The sequence below is a fragment of the Streptomyces sp. MspMP-M5 genome (genome assembly GCF_000373585.1).
Classification (GTDB): domain Bacteria; phylum Actinomycetota; class Actinomycetes; order Streptomycetales; family Streptomycetaceae; genus Streptomyces.
On the sequence record NZ_KB891896.1, the window covers coordinates 216033 to 235072 of the forward strand.

15 protein-coding genes and 1 pseudogene are annotated in these 19040 nt (G+C 73.7%); 9 read left to right on the forward strand and 7 right to left on the reverse strand.

Annotated features, from left to right (window positions below; all coding sequences use genetic code 11):
- Nucleotides 1-2 precede the first annotated feature (2 nt).
- The 4 genes from B073_RS0120625 to B073_RS40535 all read left to right on the forward strand — a co-directional run bounded on the left by B073_RS0120625 (nucleotide 3) and on the right by B073_RS40535 (nucleotide 4395).
- Nucleotides 3-923 carry an ABC transporter ATP-binding protein gene (locus B073_RS0120625; RefSeq protein WP_018539978.1) on the forward strand — a complete coding sequence of 307 codons (921 nt, stop codon included), beginning with the start codon at nucleotides 3-5 and terminating at the stop codon, nucleotides 921-923.
- 13 nt (nucleotides 924-936) lie between these two features.
- Complete coding sequence (locus tag B073_RS0120630; RefSeq protein ID WP_037812236.1) at nucleotides 937-2532, forward strand: hypothetical protein; 1596 nt, start codon at nucleotides 937-939, stop codon at nucleotides 2530-2532.
- Between the two features lie 135 nt (nucleotides 2533-2667).
- The gene (locus B073_RS0120635; RefSeq protein WP_018539980.1) at nucleotides 2668-2907 is read left to right on the forward strand and encodes a hypothetical protein; all 240 of its coding nucleotides are present in this window, start codon (nucleotides 2668-2670) and stop codon (nucleotides 2905-2907) included.
- Between the two features lie 81 nt (nucleotides 2908-2988).
- Nucleotides 2989-4395, forward strand: a complete 1407-nt coding sequence (locus B073_RS40535) for an SGNH/GDSL hydrolase family protein (RefSeq protein WP_018539981.1) — start codon at nucleotides 2989-2991, stop codon at nucleotides 4393-4395.
- Nucleotides 4396-4502: 107 nt separating this feature from the next.
- On the opposite strand, the gene B073_RS0120645 is transcribed toward B073_RS40535, so the two are convergent.
- Both B073_RS0120645 and dnaE read right to left on the reverse strand, forming a co-directional pair.
- Nucleotides 4503-4910, reverse strand: a complete 408-nt coding sequence (locus tag B073_RS0120645) for a DUF6300 family protein (RefSeq protein ID WP_158690168.1) — start codon at nucleotides 4908-4910, stop codon at nucleotides 4503-4505.
- Nucleotides 4907-8503: a DNA polymerase III subunit alpha gene (gene dnaE, locus B073_RS0120650; RefSeq protein WP_018539983.1), complete on the reverse strand. Its 3597-nt coding sequence runs from the start codon at nucleotides 8501-8503 to the stop codon at nucleotides 4907-4909. The genes B073_RS0120645 and dnaE overlap by 4 nt, the downstream gene beginning before the upstream one ends.
- A 395-nt stretch (nucleotides 8504-8898) precedes the next feature.
- Here dnaE and B073_RS0120655 point away from each other — a divergent pair, with 395 nt between their 5' ends.
- Nucleotides 8899-9831: a LysR family transcriptional regulator gene (locus B073_RS0120655; protein ID WP_018539984.1), complete on the forward strand. Its 933-nt coding sequence runs from the start codon at nucleotides 8899-8901 to the stop codon at nucleotides 9829-9831.
- 136 nt (nucleotides 9832-9967) lie between these two features.
- Nucleotides 9968-10153 carry a hypothetical protein gene (locus B073_RS46535; RefSeq protein WP_158690169.1) on the forward strand — a complete coding sequence of 62 codons (186 nt, stop codon included), beginning with the start codon at nucleotides 9968-9970 and terminating at the stop codon, nucleotides 10151-10153.
- A 53-nt stretch (nucleotides 10154-10206) separates the two neighbouring features.
- Here B073_RS46535 and B073_RS0120665 read toward each other — a convergent pair whose 3' ends face one another.
- Nucleotides 10207-10683 (reverse strand): hypothetical protein, encoded by a 477-nt coding sequence (locus B073_RS0120665; protein WP_018539986.1) that lies wholly within the window; start codon nucleotides 10681-10683, stop codon nucleotides 10207-10209.
- Between the two features lie 133 nt (nucleotides 10684-10816).
- Here B073_RS0120665 and B073_RS0120670 point away from each other — a divergent pair, with 133 nt between their 5' ends.
- Together B073_RS0120670 and B073_RS0120675 are read left to right on the forward strand one after the other, a co-directional pair.
- Nucleotides 10817-11860 (forward strand): Lrp/AsnC family transcriptional regulator, encoded by a 1044-nt coding sequence (locus tag B073_RS0120670; RefSeq protein WP_018539987.1) that lies wholly within the window; start codon nucleotides 10817-10819, stop codon nucleotides 11858-11860.
- A gap of 88 nt (nucleotides 11861-11948) precedes the next feature.
- A complete protein-coding gene (locus B073_RS0120675) occupies nucleotides 11949-13529 on the forward strand; it encodes an alpha/beta hydrolase (RefSeq protein WP_018539988.1) in 1581 nt (526 codons plus the stop codon).
- A 39-nt stretch (nucleotides 13530-13568) separates the two neighbouring features.
- On the opposite strand, the gene B073_RS0120680 is transcribed toward B073_RS0120675, so the two are convergent.
- Nucleotides 13569-14666 carry a Ku protein gene (locus B073_RS0120680; RefSeq protein WP_018539989.1) on the reverse strand — a complete coding sequence of 366 codons (1098 nt, stop codon included), beginning with the start codon at nucleotides 14664-14666 and terminating at the stop codon, nucleotides 13569-13571.
- Between the two features lie 153 nt (nucleotides 14667-14819).
- Between B073_RS0120680 and ligD the strand changes: the two genes are divergently transcribed.
- Nucleotides 14820-15764, forward strand: coding sequence for a non-homologous end-joining DNA ligase (ligD, locus tag B073_RS0120685; protein ID WP_026247567.1), 945 nt, complete (start codon nucleotides 14820-14822; stop codon nucleotides 15762-15764).
- Between the two features lie 57 nt (nucleotides 15765-15821).
- Here ligD and B073_RS0120690 read toward each other — a convergent pair whose 3' ends face one another.
- The 3 genes and pseudogenes from B073_RS0120690 to B073_RS0120700 all read right to left on the reverse strand — a co-directional run bounded on the left by B073_RS0120690 (nucleotide 15822) and on the right by B073_RS0120700 (nucleotide 18898).
- Nucleotides 15822-18236 carry a phosphoketolase gene (locus B073_RS0120690; protein WP_018539991.1) on the reverse strand — a complete coding sequence of 805 codons (2415 nt, stop codon included), beginning with the start codon at nucleotides 18234-18236 and terminating at the stop codon, nucleotides 15822-15824.
- Between the two features lie 125 nt (nucleotides 18237-18361).
- Nucleotides 18362-18511, reverse strand: a pseudogene (locus B073_RS47235) (LLM class F420-dependent oxidoreductase); the annotation flags it as partial.
- A gap of 105 nt (nucleotides 18512-18616) precedes the next feature.
- On the reverse strand, nucleotides 18617-18898 hold the full coding sequence (locus tag B073_RS0120700; RefSeq protein ID WP_018539993.1) for a DUF5133 domain-containing protein: 282 nt from the start codon (nucleotides 18896-18898) through the stop codon (nucleotides 18617-18619).
- Nucleotides 18899-19040: the final 142 nt, after the last annotated feature.

Consider the following 19040-nt stretch of genomic DNA (forward strand, 5'->3'; position numbering starts at 1 on the left):
CCGTGCTGGAACTCGTCGACGTCACCAAGGTCTACAAGGGCGGCAAACGCGCCGTCGACAACCTGACGCTCCGTCTGGATCCGGGCATGGTGGGCCTGCTGGGCCCCAACGGAGCCGGCAAGTCGTCCCTGATGCGGATCGCCGCCACCGTCACCCGGCCCACCAGCGGCACCGTCCGTTTCCACGGCGAGGACGTGGTGGCCCGCCCCAACACCCTGCGCCGGGCGCTCGGTTACCTCCCGCAGGACTTCGGGGTCTACCCGAACCTCACCTCCCGCGAGTTCCTCCGGTACATGGCCGCGGCCAAGGGCGTCTCGGCCCGCACCGCCAGGGCCCGTATCGACGAACTGCTGGAGCTGGTCAACCTCACCGAGGCGGTCAAGCGGCCGCTCGGCAAGTACTCCGGCGGCATGCTGCGCCGGGTCGGCATCGCCCAGGTGCTGCTCGCCGACCCGCAGGTCATCATCGTGGACGAGCCCACCGCGGGCCTCGACCCCGAGGAGCGGGTGCGGTTCCGCAACCTCCTCAGCGACCTGGCCGCCGACAAGGTCGTCCTGCTCTCCACCCACATCGTCTCCGACGTCGAGTCGGTGGCCTCCGACATCGCGGTGCTGGCCGGCGGCCGGCTGCAGCGCCGCGGCTCCCCCGAGGACCTGCTGCGCTCGGTGGCCGGCCAGGTGTGGGAGGTGCTGGTCGACCCGTCCTCCGTGCCGGCGGTGCAGGCGCAGTACATCGTCAGCCGCCTGGTGCGCACCGCCGAGGGCGTCCGGATCCGGCTGCTGTCGAACGAACAGCCCTACGAGGGCGCCGCCCCGCTCACGCCTGACCTGGAGGACGCCTACCTCGGCATCATCCGGTCCGCCGAGGGCGGCCGGCCCGCCCAGGGCTTCGGCGGGCGGACGCTGCGGGCCGGGGCGGTGTGACGCGGTGCTCCAGATGCTCACCGGTCTCGCGGTGGCCGACTTCCGCGACCGGATCCGCCGCCCCGCCTACCTCGTGGTGCTGGCCGCGGCCGTCGCCCTCGGATACGTGGCAGTGCCGTCCTCGGACGCCAAATGGATGATCATGCAGGTCGGTGATCACCGCGGGATCTACAACAGCGCCTACGTCGGCATGGTGACGGCACTGGCGGCCGGCCTGTGGCTGACCCTCGGCGGCTTCTACATCGTCCGCAACTCCATCGAGCGCGACCGCAGCACCCGCGTCGGCCAGCTGCTCGCCGCCACCCCGCTGCGCACCCCCGCGTACATGGCCGGCAAGTTCCTCAGCAACCTGCTGCTGCTGGCCTCCATGCTCGGGGTGCTCGCGGTCACCGCCCTGGTCATGCAGCTGGCCCGCGGCGAGTCCACGGACCTCGACCTGGTGGCCCTGTGGCAGCCGTTCGCGCTGATCGCGCTGCCGCTGGTCGCGCTGACCGCCGCCTGCGCCCTGCTCTTCGAGTCGCTGCCCGTGCTGCGCACCGGCGTCGGCAACATCCTGTGGTTCTGCATCTGGCTGGTCGTCTCGACCGCCGGACAGGGCCCCGGGCTGCCGCTCGACGGCATCGGCGTCAACAGCGTGGTGAAGTCCATGTACACCGACATGGTCGCCCAACACATCGACGTCACAGGCGCGTTCAGCCTCGGCCTGACCTATCTGGACAAGCCGCTGGGGCTGTTCACCTGGCACGGGTTCACACCGACCGCCGGCTACGTCCTCGGCCGGATCACCCTGCTGCTCATCGCCGCCCTCATCGCGCTGCTCCCGACGCTGTGGTTCGGCCGCTTCGACCCCGCGCGCAGCCGCCGGCACCGGCCCGCCGCCCAGCAGGTCCAGGACGCGGCCGACGGCGGCGTCCAGCCGGTCTTCGTCGACGAGGTCGGGCCCGCCGCCTCCCGGCCCACCGTGGGCAGCGTGCTGCGCACCCGCCCGGAACCGGGCGCGGTGACCCTGCGGCTGTGGGCCGGCGAGGTCCGCATCCTCCTCCAGGGCGTGCGCTGGTGGTGGTGGCTGGGCGCCGCCTTCCTGATGATCTGCGGGCTGACCGCCCCGGCCATCCACGGCATCACCCGCGTCATGCTGCCGCTGTCCTGGATCTGGCCGGTCCTGATCTGGTCCCGGCTCGGCACCCAGCGCCACGAACACGGCGTCGAGGGCATGCTCGCCGCCTACCCCGCGGTGCGCCGCCGGGTACTGGCCGAGTGGGCCGCGGGCCTGACCGTCACCGTCGTGGCCGGCATCGGCCCCCTCATCCGCCTGATCGCGGCCGGGGACTGGCTCGCCCTGGCGGGCTGGACCGGCGGCGCCCTGTTCATCCCGTCGCTGGCCATGGCCCTGGGCACGCTCAGCCGCACCCACCGGCTCTTCCAGGCGGTCTACGTACCGCTGTGGTACTCCGTCGCCAACGGGCTGCCGATCTTCGACTTCATGGGCGCCCTGCGCGACAGCAGCGAACTGGCCGAAGTACAGCCGCCGATGACGATCACGGTGGCCGCGGCCCTGATGGCCGTCGTCTTCGCGGCGACCGTGCTGCGCCGCTTCAGCCGCGACTGATCCGGCCGGCCCGGCCGGCGCCGCCCCGTCGGCCGGCCGCCGGGCGCGACACCCGCGCCCCGCGCCTCGCCCCCCTGAGCCCGCACCACACGCACCGCGCCCGATCCCGCCCGAGCCCCGAGCGAGGAGAGATCCATGCCCGAATCCGCCCGCAGCCACCCCGTCCACCACGTCCGCCTCGTCGACGCCGACGCCGCCGGCCCGACCGGCCTCGCCGGCCCGCCGCGAGCCGAGTCCCGGATCGCGGAACTGGAGCGGGAGGTCGACGAGTTGCGCAGCGCCAACGCGATCCTGCTGTCCGTCGCCACCTACTACAGCAAGCACCACGTCCCGCACTGCATACCGGGCAGACCGTCCGCGCCCAGCGGAAGTTGACGCTACGTCAGCTCTGCTGGCGGACACGACCACAACGGGGGTGACATCCGCACACGAACCGACCACACACAAGGAGCTCCGATGCGACTGCGGCGCCGACACCCCAGCGCGGCCGACCCCGCCTGCCGGCACCCGCACACCGGTGTCCGTCCCTTCCGCGCGACGGCCGTCGCCCTGCTGGCCACCACCCTGGCCGCGGCGCTCACCGGTGCCTGTTCCCCCGCCGACCCGGCCCTGCGGACGGCGGGCGCCGCGTCCCCCGGCCCCCGCACCGCCGCCCGTACCGCGCAGCAGTGGACGGCCTCCTGGGGAGCCACGATGCAGCAGGCCACGGACTACACCGACCACACCGACGACCCCAAGGGCGCCGACGGCGCGGCCAACTGGTCCCGGGAGGGGTTCCAGGACGAGAGCCTGCGCCAGGTGATCCGGCTGAGCGTGGGCGGCTCCGCGCTCCGGCTCCGCTTCTCCAACGCCTACGGCACCCGGCCGCTGCACCTCGCCGGTGCCACGGTGGCCAGGTCCGACGGGCAGGCCAAGGCGCGCCCCGGCACCGCCCGCGCCCTCACCTTCGACCACGCCCGCTCCCGCACCGTCCCCGCCGGCGGCACCGCCGTCACCGACCCGGTGTCCCTGCCCACCGCCAACCTCGAAAAGCTCACCGTCACCCTGCGCTTCACCACCCCCACCGGCCCGGCCACCATGCACCGCTTCACCACCGCCACGTCCTACCGCGCCCCCGGCGACTGGCTGGACAGCACCGCCGACGCGGCGTTCGACCGCCGGACCTCGCACGCCTGGTACTACCTGACCGGCGCCGACGTGCTCGCGGCCGGCCCCGACTCCGCGGCGTCCGTCCTGGTCTTCGGCGACTCCCTGATGGACGGCGTGGGGACCAGCCCCGGCACCGACGACCGCTTCTCCGACAAGCTCGCCGAGCGCCTCATCGCCGCCGGCCGCCCCACCGGCATCGCCAACGCCGGCCTCGCGGGCGACCGGCTGCTCCACGACTCCCCCTGCTTCGGCGAGAAGGGCACCGCCCGCTTCGTGCGGGAGCTGCGCGGCCACGCGGGGCTGCGGGCCGTCTTCGTCCACCTCGGCGCCAACGACCTCTCGCGGCTCCCCGACGGGGACTCCTGCGGGGAGAACAGCCGGCCGGTGACCGCCCGCCAGCTGATCGACGGCCATCGCGCCCTGATCCGCGAGGCGCACGCCCGCGGCATCAAGGCCATCGGCGTCACGCTTCCCCCGCTGGCCGGTGCGGTCTTCCCGTTCACCGACCCGGCCGGCATCGAGGCCCGCGGCGAGCTCAACCACTGGATCCGCACCAGCCACGCCTACGACGCCGTGCTCGACGCCGCCCGGGTCCTGACCGACCCCCAGCACCCCGACCGCACCCGCCCCGGCTATGTCTCCCAGGACGGCCTGCACCCCAGCGACGCCGGCTACCTGGCCATGGCCTCCGCCGTGGACCTGACCACCCTCTGACCCCGACTGACCCCCGACCCTTGCCCTGACGGCCCCCCCGATCAGCCCCGACCAGGAGCCCCTGTCCCCGGTCGGGGCGCCCATTTACGGAACTGGCCTGCCGGCGGCTACAGTTCGCCGGCCCGCCACCGGGCCTCCTCGGCTTCCGCGGCCCGGGCGGCCTCGTGCGGCACACGGCGCCGTACGGCCGTCAGCCAGGCATCCAGGCGGCTGGCGAACTCGCCGGGCACGGCCGGGCCGTGCCGGTCGATCCCGGTCTCGGTCCCGGCCTCGGCCCCCGTGAACAGCGCCAGCAGACCGTCGGCCGCCGGGTCACCGCTGTCGCAGCCAGGGCACAGCACGCTCTCCCGGAGGCCGTCGACGCGCGCCCCGGACCGGTTGTGCCAGCAGTGGGGATAGCGGGCCACCAGGAGCACCGGGGTGCCGCAGCGCGGACAGGGCGGGGGAGCGGACGTGGGCATCCGCAGCGTCACGGTCGCCGGCCGCTCCGCGCCCGCCGTGCTGCCGGCCGTCATGCCGGACCCGCCCATGCCTCGGCGCCGAACGCGCCCTTCACGTCCGAGGCGAGGCCGGTGGCGTTCACCGTGGCGCCCAGCGCGTAGACCGTGGTCCGCCGGGGATCGCGGACGCTGAGGTGCACCGGGCTCTCGCCCGGATGGTCGGCGAGGATCCGCTTCAGCTCGCGCACCCCGTCCGCGGTGATCCGGTGCACGGGGAACGCCAGGCGCACCGGCGGCCGCCCGCCGTCCTCGGCCGAGGAGACGTCCAGGACGCCCAGTTCGCGCCCGAAGACGTTCAGGGTGCCGTCGCGGTCCTCAAGCCTCCCCCTGACGGTGACGACGGTGTCCTCGGTCAGCGCCTGCTGGACGAGCTGGTAGGCGGCGGGGAAGAACAGCACCTCGATGCCGGCGTCCCGGTCCGCGAGGGTGACGATGGCCCAGGCGTTGCCCTGCTTGGTCACCTTGCGCTGGACGCCGGTGATCAGCCCGGACAGCCGCACCTCCCCGGTGGTGCGGCCGGAGGCGAGCAGTTCGGCGAGCGAGCAGTCCCGGGCGCCGGCGAGGATGTGCTCGGCGCCGTCGAGCGGGTGGGCGGAGACGTAGAGGCCCAGCATCTCGCGTTCGAGCGAGAGGAGTTGGCGGCGCGGCCACTCCGTCTCCTCGATGGGCAGGTCCAGGCCGAAGGCCGGCCCGCCGCCGTCCCCGCCGCCGAGTTCGGCGAAGAGGTCGTCCTGGCCGAAGCCGGCCGCCTTCTTCACGGGGATGATCGCGTCGATGGCGGCCTCGTGGACGGCGGTCAGCCCCTTGCGGGTGTGGCCGAGCGAGTCGAAGGCACCGGCCTTGACCAGGGATTCCACCGCCCGCTTGGTCAGCGCGGGCAGCTCCACCTTGTCCACGAAGTCGGCGAAGGAGGTGAATCTCCCCTTCCGGCGGCGGGCCTCGACGACGGCCTCGATGACACCGTCGCCGACGTTGCGGACGGACCGCAGCCCGAACCGCACGTCGTCCCCGATCGCGGTGAACTCCGCGACGGACTCGTTGACATCGGGCTGCAGCACCCGGACGCCGTTCTTGCGGGCGTCGGCGAGATAGACGGCCGCCTTGTCCTTGTCGTCGCCGACGGAGGTGAGCAGGGCGGCCATGTACTCGGCCGGGTAGTTCGCCTTGAGGTAGGCGGTCCAGTACGACACCAGGCCGTAGCCGGCGGTGTGGGACTTGTTGAAGGCGTAGCCGGAGAACGGCAGCATCACGTCCCACAGCGCCCGGATCGCCTCGTCGGAGTAGCCGTTGGCGCGCATCCCGCCGTGGAACTTCTCCCACTCCGCCGCCAGCACCTCCGGCTTCTTCTTGCCCATCGCCCGGCGCAGCATGTCCGCGCCGCCGAGCGTGTAGCCGGCCAGTTGCCGGGCGATGGCCATGATCTGCTCCTGGAAGATGAGCAGGTGGTGGGTGGAGCCGAGGATCGGCTCCAGGGCGTCCTTCAGCTCCGGGTGGATCGGGGTGGGCTCCTGCTTGCCGTTCTGGCGCAGGGCGTAGTTGGTGTGGGCGTTGGCGGCCATCGGGCCCGGCCGGTAGAGGGCGTTGGCCGCCGCGATGTCCTCGAAGCGGGTGGGTTCCATCAGCTTGAGCAGGGCCCGCATGCCGCCGCCGTCGAGCTGGAAGACGCCGAAGGTGTTGCCCGCGGCCAGCAGCCGGTACGTCTTCGCGTCGTCCAGGGGGATCACGACGGTGGACGGGTCGCCGTCCATCGGGTCCACGGTGGCGAGGGCGACACCGCGGTTCTCCCGGATGTTGGCCAGGGCCTGGTCGATGACGCCGAGGTTCCGCAGCCCCAGGAAGTCCATTTTGACCAGGCCCATCGCCTCGCACGACGGGTAGTCGAAGCCGGTGATCCGGGCGCCGTCCGCGGCCCGCATGTGCAGCGGGATCCGGTCGGTCAGCCGGGTCTTGGACAGGATCACCGCGGCCGCGTGCACGCCGGTGCCGCGGGTCAGCCCCTCCACGCCGCGGGCGGTGTCGATCACCTTCCGCACGTCCGGCTCGCTCTCGTACATCCGCCGGATCTCGCCGGCCTCCGCGTACCGCTCGTGTGCGGGGTCGAAGAGCGCGGCCAGCGGCGCGGACTTGCCGTTCTGGTCCGGCGGGAGGGCCTTGGTGATCCGTTCGCCGTGCGAGAAGGGATAGCCCAGGATGCGCGAGGAGTCCTTGATCGCGTTCTTGGCCTTGATCTTGCCGAAGGTGTTGACCATGGCGGTGTACGCGTCGCCGTACTTCTCGGTGACATAGCGGACCATCCGGTCGCGCTGGCGGTCGTCGAAGTCGAGGTCGATGTCGGGCGGGTTGATCCGCTCGGGGTTCAGGAAGCGCTCGAAGAGCAGGCCGTGCTCCAGGGGGCACAGCTCGGTGATGCGGGTGGCGTAGGCCACCAGGGAGCCGGTCGCCGAACCGCGTCCCGGACCGATGGGGATCCCGTTCTCCCGCGCGTACCGGCAGATGTCCGCCACGACCAGGAAGTACGAGCTGAAGCCCATCGGGCCGATGACCGCCATCTCGGTCTCGAACCGCGTGCGGACGTGCGCCGGGACGGGGTCGCCGTAGCGCATCGCCAGGCCCCTGAGGACCTCCCCGCGCAGCCAGGACTCCTGGGTCTCGCCCTCGGGGACGTCGGGGAACTGCGGCATCTCGTCGACGTGGTCGAAGACCTCGTCGTAGGGCTCGACGCGCTCGGCGACCAGCAGGGTGTTGTCGCAGGCGTGGGGGAGTTCCGCGAAGAGGCGGCGCATCTCGGCGGCCGGTTTGAGGTAGTAGCCGGAGCCGTTGAAGCGGAAGCGGCCCGGGTCGTTCTTGTTCTTGCCGACGCCGATGCACAGCAGGTTGTCGTGCGCGTCGGCCTGGTCCTCGGTGACGTAGTGCGCGTCGTTGGTGGCCAGCAGCGGAAGGTCCAGCTCCCGGGCGAGGCGCAGCAGACCGTCGCGGACGGTCCGTTCGATGTCCAGACCGTGGTCCATCAGCTCCAGGAAGTAGTTCTCCGGCCCGAAGATCTCCCGGTACGCACCGGCCGCCGCCCTCGCCTCCGCGTACTGGTTCAGCCGCAGCCGGGTCTGGATCTCGCCGGAGGGGCAGCCGGTGGTGGCGATGATGCCCGCCGGCCGCTGCGCGATCAGCTCCCGGTCCATCCGCGGCTTGCCGGCCGGGAACTGGCCCTCGTAACTCGCCTGTGTGGAGAGCCAGAAGAGGTTCCGCAGGCCCTGGACGTTCCGCGCCCACATGGTCATGTGGGTGAAGCGGCCGCCCCCGGAGACGTCCTTGGACCCCTCGCCGTCGTCGCTCATCGCGCGCCGCCCGCCCGGCCCCCAGAACTCCTGCTTCCGGGCGAACCGAGAGGACGGCGCCACATACGCCTCGATGCCGATGATCGGCCGCACGCCCTCGAAGTCCTTGGCGACCTGCTGGAACTCATAGGCCCCGAACATGTTCCCGTGGTCGCTCATGGCGATCGCCGGCATCCCCTGCCGGGCGACCTCGGCGAACATCGGCGCCATTCTCTGCGCGCCGTCCAGCATGGAGTATTCCGTGTGGTTGTGCAGATGGACGAAGGAGTCCGGCACGGCTGCGTCACCTCCGGGACGAGTGGGCGGCCCGCCCGGCCGGAGCCGGGACGGGCCTGGGTGGCCGACTGCGTCAACGGGGCCGGGTGGCTCGGACGGGCACCAGCTGACAGGCGCTGCACAACCAATGGTTGTTCCTTGTCCCGCCGGTCGCTACCGCCGCCCGTATCGCGACGGGAGTCGCCGGTTCCGGCCGCTGATCCCGGCCCTCGCCCCGCGCATGCGCCCAATCCGACCAATTCCCCCGATCAGACCCACATATGGCGCACCTGCCGCGCGGTCCTGACCGGGTTCCCCGTTGGCGACCGACATCAAAGCCCCCGACCGCCCGGCGGATCAAACAACCGCCACGTCGGCGAGCCACAACGCCACGTTGTGCCTATAGGGTGGGCGGCGTGGACCTCAACGCTGTGCGAACCTTTGTCGCGGTCGCGGAGACGGGGCAGTTCCAGAAGGCCGCCGTCGACCTCTCGCTCACCCAGCAGGCCGTCTCCAAGCGCATCGGCGCCCTGGAGACGGAGCTCGGCGTGCGGCTGTTCACCCGCACCGCGCGCGGCGCCGGCCTCACCCTCGACGGGCAGGCGTTCCTGCCGCACGCCCGCGCGCTGCTCCAGGCCGAGGAGCGGGCCGCTGCCTCCGTCCGGCCGGGCAGCCGCGCGCTCCGCGTCGACGTGGTCGGCCGGCGGACCGCGACCGCCGGTCTGCTGCGCGCGTTCCACCGCGCCCACCCCGAGATCGCCCTCGACGTCGTCACCCTCTTCGGCGCCGACGAGGCCGTCGCCGCCGTCCAGGCCGGCACCATCGACGCCACCTTCCGCGCCGTCACCCGGCCCGGCCGCCGGCTGCCCGACGAGGTGCGGGCCGCCCCGGTCTTCGACGAGGAACTCCAGCTCTGCGCCGGCCCGGCCCACACCTTCGCCACCGCCCAGGCGCTCACCCTCGCCCAGCTCGCCGGCCACCGGATCTGGATGCCGTCCAACGCGCCCGGCACGGAATGGCGCGCCTACTACGACGATCTCGCCGCCGCGTTCGGCCTCACCATCGACACGATCGGCCCCGACTTCGGCGTCGAGGCCCTCCTCGACGCCCTCGCGGACTCCGCGACGGTGGTGAGCTTCTTCGGCGAGCAGACCCCGCTCGTCTGGCCCGCCGGCCACGACCTGCGGCGCATCCCGCTGCGGGACCCGACCCCGGTCTACCCGCACTCGCTGCTCTGGCGCGACGACAACCCGCACCCCGGGCTCACCGCGCTCCGCGACCACCTCACCTCCCGCTACCCCAACCGCCCCGACGCGGGTACCTGGCGACCGGACTGGGCACTGCGCTAGAGCCTGCCCAGGAGGTTCGTCCCGGCTCGGCCAGGGCCTTCCGGAGGACCGTCGAGCCGCCCCGGTGTGCGGGGTGGACGTCCACCTCGGAGCGCCGGTTCACCCGGGCCCGAGCCGCCGGCCGACCCGCCCGGTCGTGGACCAGCAGAGTGTCCAACTCCGGTACCGAGCCCGGATGTTGGAGGTCGGCGGCGACGGCGCCCGGGTCGGTCTGCGCCCGGCCGTGCAGGGCGTGTTCGCAGGCGGCGACCAGGCCGTGGAGCGCCGGGACGTCCTCGGCGGACGCCGGCCGCGCCCGGTAGCCGGCGGGCAGCGCCGGTAAGGCGTCAGGCATCCGCGCGGCCTACCCGCGGCGCGGCCGGGCCGGCCGCCGTCTCAGTCCCCTTCGCCGTCGGTGCCGGTGCGGCCGGCCAGGCGCTCGTAACGCTGCCGGGCTGCCTGCGGCGTGCCCAGGCCGAGGCCGAAGGAGATCTCCTGCCACGTCATACCGCGGCCACGGGCCATCTGGAGAAGTCCGGTCTCCAGCTCGTCCATCTCCCCGCGCACCATGGGCACCAGGCTCAGCGCGGCGGTGATGTCGGCGCGGTCCACCTCCGCCTCCCCGTCGTGGAGTCGGGCGGCCCCGCTGAGCAGGAACGACACCAGCCGCACCGCCTCGTGGGGCCCGAGGATCGCGGGGTGGGTCTGACGGTGGCGCTGCTCGTCGGTGGCCGCATGGCGTTCGGCGATCCGGAAGAGCGCGGCATGGGCACGGTGCGCACGGGCCTGGCCGGGATCCGGGGGTGTGAACGGGTCGGCGGGTTCGGTGGACGGGGTGGACGGTCGCGGTCGCTGCTCGCGTGTCGGTGACATGCCGTCAGAGTGGCTGTTTCTCCTATTCGTTGTCAACGAATTATTGTGAATGATGTGTTCAACAGTCAGCCCGGGGCGCCGGCCGCCGTCCTGCGGTCGCCACCCGGCGGCGGATGCTGGCAGACTTCGCGGAATGAAGCCGGAAACCGTCACGCTGGACGCGGTGGACAAGCAGCTGGTGCACGCCCTGGAGATCGACGGCCGGGCCCCGTTCCGGCTCATCGGCGCCGCCCTCGGGGTCTCCGAGAACACCGTCGCCCGCCGCTACCGCCGGCTGCGCGGCGCAGGCGTGCTGCGCGTCGTCGGCGCGTTCAACGGCGCCCGGCTCGGCCACAGCGCCTGGACCATCCGGCTGCGGTGCACCCCGGACGCGGCGACCGCCCTCGCCGACGCGCTCGCGGCCCGCCCGGACACCTCCTACGTCCATCTGCTCTCCGGCGGCACCGAGATCTCCTGCAGCGTCCAGACACCGAGCGCCGAGCGCGGCGAGGCCCTGCTGCTGCACAAGCTCCCCCGGACCAGCCGGGTCACCTCGGTCACCGCCCATCTGCTGCTCGGCCTGCCGCACGACTCCGGTGCCGCCCGCCCCGGCGGTACGCCCGTGGCCCTGCCCGGCACCGCGGCCGGCCCGGCCCGGCTCACCCCGGAGCAGACCGCGCTGCTCACCCCGCAGTCCGCGGACGACCCGGCCGGGGACCCGTCGGGCGGCGAGGCGGGCGGGCTCGTCCTCGGGCCCGCGGACCGGGCGCTCTTCGAGGTGCTGGCCCGCGACGGACGGGCCGGCCACACCGAACTCGCCGCCGCGGCCGGGGTGTCCGAGTCGACCGTGCGCCGGCGGCTGGCCGTGCTGCGCCGGGCCGGTGTGCTCGCCCTGCTCGTCGACATCCCGCCGGCCGCCCTCGGCTTCCGCGCCGAGGCCCGCCTGTGGATGTCCGTACGGCCGTCCCGGCTCGCCGCGGTGGCCGCGCGGATGGCCGGCCACCCCGAGGTGTCGTTCGCCGCCATGACCACCGGTCCGACCAACCTGGTGGCCGCCGTCACCTGCCGGGACTCCCTCGACCTCGCCCGCTGTCTGACCGAGCGGATCGCGTCGTCGGACGCCATCCGCACGATGGAGACCGCCCCGGTCATCCGCACCGTCAAGCGCGCCGGGGCGCTGCTGCCGCTGCCGCGTTGAGCCGGCGGCACCGAGGCCCGGCCGCCCGGGCCCGGCGGCGCCCCGGCGTCCGGATGCCCGCCGGGGGACCCGGCCCTACCCTCGGGGTATGCCGGGTCTTCGCGGGTCCCTCGCGGTGCTGGCGGCGGGCGCGCTGGCCGGCGCCCTGGGAGGAGTTCCCGCCCCGGCCGCCGCCGGCCCGGAGCTCACCCGATTCTCCGCGCAGCGCCTGGCCTGGCAGTCCTGCCCGGCGGACTTCACCGGCGCCGCCCCGGCCCCGCGCGGATCGCCACCGGCACCGTCCGGCGCCGCGCCGCGGCCGGCCGCGGGCCGCTTCCAGTGCGCCAGGCTGGAGGTCCCGCGCGACTACGCTCACCCCGAGCGCGGCACGCTGCGGGTGCAACTGGTCCGGCTGCCCGCCACCGGGCCCGGCAAGCGGCTCGGCTCCCTGGTCATCAACCCCGGCGGCCCCGGCGATTCGGGCGTCGACTACCTCATCCACAACAGCGACGGCTTCGCCGATCTCGGCCGGCGCTACGACCTGGTGAGCTTCGACCCGCGCGGCACCGGCCGCACCGACCCGATCTCCTGCGGCAGCGGCTACACCCCGGCCGCCGGCGGCGGCACGGCCGCCCTCGCCACCGACGAGAAGCGCATCAACGAAGCCTGCGGCCGGTACTCCGGCGCGCTGCTGCCCTGGGTCGGCACCCCGACCGTCGCGCGGGACATGGACGTCCTGCGGTCCGCGCTCGGCGACCGCAAGCTCACCTACCTGGGCTTCTCCTACGGCACCCGGCTCGGTTCGGTCTACGCCCACACCTTCCCCCGCAACGCCGGCCGGCTGGTCCTGGACAGCGTCGAGGACCCCACCAGGAACATGTGGCAGACCGCGGTCGCCCAGGCCGCCGGCTTCCAGCGGGTGCTCGACGACTTCGCCACCGACTGCGTCCGCACCGGCAACTGCCCGATCGGCCCGGACGCCGCCACCGCACAGCACCAACTCGCCGAGTGGTACCAGCAGTTGACCAACCATCCGATACGGGCGCAGGGCACCGAGGTGGACGGCACGACCTATGTCTACGCACTGCGGGAGGCCATGTACAGCCGGAGCAGCTGGCCCGACCTGCGGGACGCGCTGGCGCGGCTGAAGCACGGGGACGCGAGCGGGATCGCGCAGCTCAGCGGCGGCGGGAGCGGCGGCAGCGGCACGGGCCGCGCCGGCCGGGACGGCGGCCGCGCCCCCGGGCGGGCCGCCGCGGCGGCCCTGCCCTCCCAGGACCAGCTGGCCCTCCGGGCCGTCACCTGCCGGGACACCTCCGAGCGCTACGGCCCCGACGACTACCCGCGCGCCGTCCGCGAACTCACCCAGGCGTCCCCGCTGTTCGGCCCGGACATCGCCCCCACGCTGCTGGACTGCTACGGCTGGCCCGTCCCGGGCGACGACGCCGTCCGCGACGTGGCCGCCCCCGACGCACCGCCCGCGCTGCTCGTCGCCACCACCGGCGACCCGGCCACGCCCTACGAGGGCGCCGCGCACATGGCCCGGGCACTGGGCAACCACAGTGTGGTGCTGACGTACCACGGCGAGGGACACGCGGCGTACACCTCCGGCGATCCGTGCATACGGCAGAAGGTGGCCGCGTACCTGACGGACGGCGTGCTGCCCGCGGGCGGCACGGGCTGCCGCTGAGCGGCCCGCACCCGGCGGCCGCCGGCCCGCCCGCGGCGCTCAGCCCGCCTTGCGTCCACGGCCGGCGGTCTGTCTGGCGGGGGCGGTCTTCCGGGCCGCGCCGGCCGCCTCCTTCGTGCCGGCGCTCTTCGCCGCCGCGGTCTTCTTCCCGGCCGCGGAACCGCTCTTCGCCGCGCCCGCCGTGGTCTTGGCCGCCGCCTTCGCCGTTGTCTTGGCTGTCGTCCTGGCCGTCTTCTTCGCGGTCTTCCGGGCCGTGGTGCCCTTGCGGGCCGCGGACTTCGTCGCCGTACGGCGGCCGCCGGCCGCCGTTTCCTCCTCCGTCTCCTCCGTCTCCTCCGCCTCCTCGTCGATCTCGCCGCGGGCCCGCTTCGCCGCCCGCACGCTGTCCTGGAGTGCCGCCATCAGGTCCATCACCTGGCCCGCCGGGGCCTCCTCGCCGGCCCCGAACTCCGGCTCGCGGTGCGCGAGCTTGGCCGCGACGATCTCCTCCAGGGCCTCCCGGTAGTGGTCGTGCACGTCCTCCTCGGACAGCTCGCCGAAGGAGTCCATCAGCGTCTCGGCGGCCCGCACCTCGTTGGCGGCGACCTTCACGTCCCGGTCCGGGAGCACCCCGGTCATCGGCCGGATCTGGTGCGGCCACAGCAGCACCTGCATGACCAGCATGTCCTGCACCGGCCGGATCATGGCGAGGGTCTCCCGGCCGTGCAGCGCGATCTTGCCCAGGCCCACCCGCCGGTGCCGCTCCATCGCGTCCCGCAGCAGCGCGTAGGGCTTGGCCGCCGCGGGGCTGTCCGCGCCCAGGTAGTAGCCCTTGCCGATCTGCAGCGGATCGATGTCGCCGCCGGCGACGAAGGCCAGGATCGTCAGGGTCCTGGCGGTCGGCAGCGGCAGCGCGTCCAGGTCCTCGTCGGTCAGCGGGACGATGGCGTCGTCCTCGGTGCGGTAGCCGCGGCCGATCTCGTCGGCCGAGACCTCGGTCCCCTCCAGGGAGCAGACCGGCTGGTTGCGGACCCGCCCGCCGTCCGCCGTGTGGATCCGTACGAAGCTGACCGAGGCCGCGGTGTCCGTGGCGTTGTAGGCGGCCACCGGGATCGTGACCAGGCCGAAGCTGATGGAGAACTTCGCGGTGGGGCGCATGGGAGCCGCCTTCGTGGTGCGGTTCGGTGCCGTTCCAGCCCGTGTCGGTGCCGTTCCAGCCTAGGAGTGCGGTCTGCCCGGCACCTCCCGGGCGCACGCCCGCCACCCGGACGCCGGAGCGTCCCGGTGGCGCCGACCGGGTACCCGGCCCGCATGAACGCCTCGCACACCGACCGCGCGGTCACGATGCGGGCCGGCCGCCGCACCGTGGAGATCCACCGGCCCGACAAGGTGCTCTTCCCCGACGACGGCCTGACCAAGGCCGACCTCGCCGACTACTACGGGCAACTGGCCGCCGCCATGGTCCCCCAGCTGCGCGGCCGGCCCCTGATGCCGGAGCGGCTCCCCGAAGGGCTGGACGGCCCGCACTTCATGCAGAAGGAGATCCCCGAGCACTACCCCGACTGGATCAACCGGGCCGAGGTCGCCAAGGAGGGCGGCACCGTCACCCACCCCCTCTGCGACAGCAAGGCGACCCTGCTCTACCTCGCCGACCAGGCGTGCCTCACCCTGCACCGCTGGCTCTCCCGCGCCGACCGCCCGGACCACCCCGACCGGCTGGTCTTCGACCTCGACCCGCCGGGCACCTCCTTCGAGCCGGTCCGCGCGGCCGCCCGGGACCTCGGCGCGCTCCTCACCGACGAACTCCGGCTCCCCACCGCCCTGATGACCACCGGTTCCCGCGGGCTGCACCTCGTCGTCCCGCTCGACCGCCGCAGCGACTTCGACACCGTCCGCTCCTTCGCCCGGGACGTCGCCGAGCTGCTCGCCGCCCGGCACCCCGACCGCCTCACCACCGCCGTCCGCAAGAAGGACCGCGGCGACCGCCTCTACCTCGACGTCCAGCGCAATGGCTATGCGCAGACCGCGGTCGCCCCCTGGACCGTCCGCGCGAAACCGGGCGGCCCGGTCGCCGCGCCGATCAGCCGCGCCCAGCTCGACGACCCCGGCCTGACCGCCCGGACCTGGTCGCTGCGGGACGTCCCGGCCGTAGTGCGGCAGGCCCGGTCCGATCCGTGGTCCGACGTGCCGCAGCGCGGCCGCTCACTGCGCGCCGCCCGCAGGCGCCTGGAGGCGTTGACCGGACAACCAACCTGACGTGACGTCAACTGATAGGAGATGTCCGGCTGTTACTGGCTGAACACCCGGCCGCAGTCACCCGGACCACGTCCACTCCGCGACCTCCGGCAGGTCCGTGCCGTGCTCCCGGATCCAGGCGTGGTGCCGGGTCCGGGCGTCCGCCATCGCCTGCCGCAGCGCCACCGCGCGGTCGCCCAGCCCCGGTACCCGGTCCACCACGTCCATCACCAGCCGGAACCGGTCCAGGTCGTTGAGCACGACCATGTCGAACGGCGTGGTGGTGGTGCCCTGTTCCTTGTAGCCGCGCACGTGCAGGTGCGCGTGGCCGGTGCGGCGGTAGCAGAGCCGGTGGATCAGCCAGGGGTAGCCGTGGTAGGCGAAGACGACCGGTTTGTCGCAGGTGAACAGCGCGTCGAACTCGGCGTCCGGCATCCCGTGCGGATGCGCGTCGGCAGGCAGCAGCCTGGTCATGTCGACGACGTTGACCACCCGCACCGCCAGCTCCGGCAGATGGCGGCGCAGCAGGTCGGCGGCGGCCAGCGTCTCCTGCGTGGGCACGTCCCCGGCGCAGGCCAGCACCACGTCCGGGGCCCGTGTGCCGTCCTCGGTGCCCGCCCACGGGAAGACGCCGGCGCCGCGGGCGCAGTGCGCCCGGGCCTGGTCGAGGGTGAGCCAGTCGAAGCAGGGCTGCTTGCCGGCCACGATCACATTGACGTGGTCGCGGGTGCGCAGCGCGTGGTCCGCCACCACCAGCAGGGTGTTGGCGTCCGGCGGCAGATAGACCCGCACGACCTCGGGGCTCTTGTTGAGGACGTGGTCGACGAAGCCGGGGTCCTGGTGCGAGAAGCCGTTGTGGTCCTGCCGCCAGACGTGCGAGGTGAGCAGGTAGTTGAGGGAGGCGATCGGCTGCCGCCAGGACAGCCCGCGCGCGGTCTTCAGCCACTTGATGTGCTGGTTGACCATCGAGTCGACGATATGCGCGAACGCCTCGTAGCTGGAGAACAGCCCGTGCCGCCCGGTCAGCAGATAGCCCTCCAGCCAGCCCTGGCAGAGGTGTTCGGAGAGCACCTCCATCACCCGGCCGTCGCGCGCCAGATGCTCGTCGGTGGGGAGCGTCGCCACCTGCCATGCCTTGCCGGTGGCGTCGTAGACGGCCGCCAGCCGGTTCGAGGCGGTCTCGTCCGGGCCGACGAGCCGGAAGTCCCGGCGCTGCGCCGTCGCCGCCATCACCTCGGCCAGCAGCCCGCCGAGCACCCGGGTCGGCTCGTGCAGGGCGGTGCCGGGCTTGGCGACCTCCACGGCGTGCCGCTCCAGCGGCGGCAGCGGCAGACTGCGCAGCAGCAGCCCGCCGTTGGCGTGCGGGGAGGCGCCCAGCCGGCGACGGCCCGCCGGCACGCACGCCAGCACCTCCGGCCGCGGCCGCCCCGCCTCGTCGAACAGCTCCGCCGGCCGGTACGAGCGCAGCCAACGCTCCAACTGGTGCCGGTGGTCGGCGTGGTCGCGCACCCCGGCCAGCGGGACCTGGTGGGCGCGCCAGGTGCCCTCGACGGGCTGCCCGTCCACCTCGCGCGGACCGGTCCAGCCCTTGGGGGTGCGCAGCACGATCACCGGCCACCGTGGGCGCCCGGTCCCGCCGTCCTCGCGGGCCCGCCGCTGGATCGCCGCGATCCGGTCCAGCGCCCGGTCCATGGCGGCGGCCATCGCCTGGTGCACCGCGGCCGGGTCGTCGCCGGTGACGTACAGCGGCTCGTGGCCGTGGCCGCGCAGCAGCGCGTCGAGGTCCTCCTGCGGGATGCGGGCCGGCACCGTCGGGTTGGCGATCTTGTAGCCGTTGAGGTGGAGGATCGGCAGCACCGCCCCGTCGTGCACCGGGTCCAGGAACGCGGTGGACTGCCAGGACGTGGCCAGCGGCCCGGTCTCCGCCTCCCCGTCGCCGATCACGCAGGCGACCAGCAGCCCCGGGTTGTCGAAGGCCGCGCCGTACGCATGGGCGAGGGAATAGCCCAGCTCACCGCCCTCGTGGAGCGAGCCGGGGGTCTCGGGTGCGACATGGCTGGGCACCCCGCCGGGGAACGAGAACTGCCGGAACAGCCGCGCCATCCCCGCGTCGTCCCGGGTCACGTCCGGGTACGTCTCGGTGTACGTCCCGTCCAGCCAGGAGTTGGCCAGTACGGCCGGTCCGCCGTGCCCCGGCCCCCAGACGCACAGCGCGTCCAGGTCCCGGGCCCTGATCACCCGGTTGAGGTGGGTGTGCACGAGGTTCAGGCCGGGTGAGGTGCCCCAGTGGCCCAGCAGCCGGGGTTTGATGTGCTCCGGGCGCAGCGGCTCGGTCAGCAGCGGGTTGGCCATCAGGTAGATCTGGCCGGCGGACAGGTAGTTGGCGGCCCGCCAGTGCGCGTCGAGGGCGCTCAGCTCGGCCGGGCCGAGGGGGCCCTCGGCGTCCGCCGTGGCGGGGCGGGTGTCGGTCGTCGGGACGGCGCGCGCTCCCACTCTCGGCTCCTTCACGTCAGTTCGCGCAGGGCGGGCAGCAGCTCGGCCTCCGCCCATTCCAGAAACGGTTCCTGCCGGTCCCCGCCGATCTGGACCAGTGCCACCTCGGTGAACCCGGCGTCCACGTACGGCCGGCCCTGCTCCGCCAGCCACGGGAAGTAGTGGTCGGAGGTCACCGAGAAGTCGAAGCCCGCGCGCTCGGCGCCCACCACGTGGCCGACGAGCTCCCGGGGGCCTGCCTGCTCGGTCATCATCGTGTAGCCGATGCGCACCATGGAGCCCTCACCTGTGCTTGCTCGTGACCTGTGCTTGCTCGTGTGCTTGCGGGGCGCGGCCGCCGGGCCGGGTGCGGTGTCCGGTGGATCGGGGCCGGGCCGCCGCTAGCCGTTGTGCCGCTCGGGCGTCCGGGGCTCCGACCGGTCCGTCGCCGTCCGGTCCGTCGCCGTCCGGTCCGTCGCGGTCCGGTCCGTCGCGAGGTAGTGCTCCGCCTCGATGATCGCCTCATGGACGGTGCGCCGCCCCATCAGCACGCACAGGGTGTACGCGACGTCCTCCAGCCGGCGTCGGGCGGCCGGATCGTGCGGGTCGGCGAGCACCACCCGCTCCTGGACGCGATAGCGCCGCAGCAGCTGCGCGAGTACGGACTTGTCCGGCAGCAACATGCCGTTCTCTCCCGACCTCGGCCCGGCGGACCCGGGCGGCTGACCGGCGCGTCGGCGCGCCCGGACCGGAGTGGCTCCCACCTTGCGCCGGTCGGGCGGCGGCTGCAACCGGACGGCCCCGCCGGGACGGCGCCCGACCGGC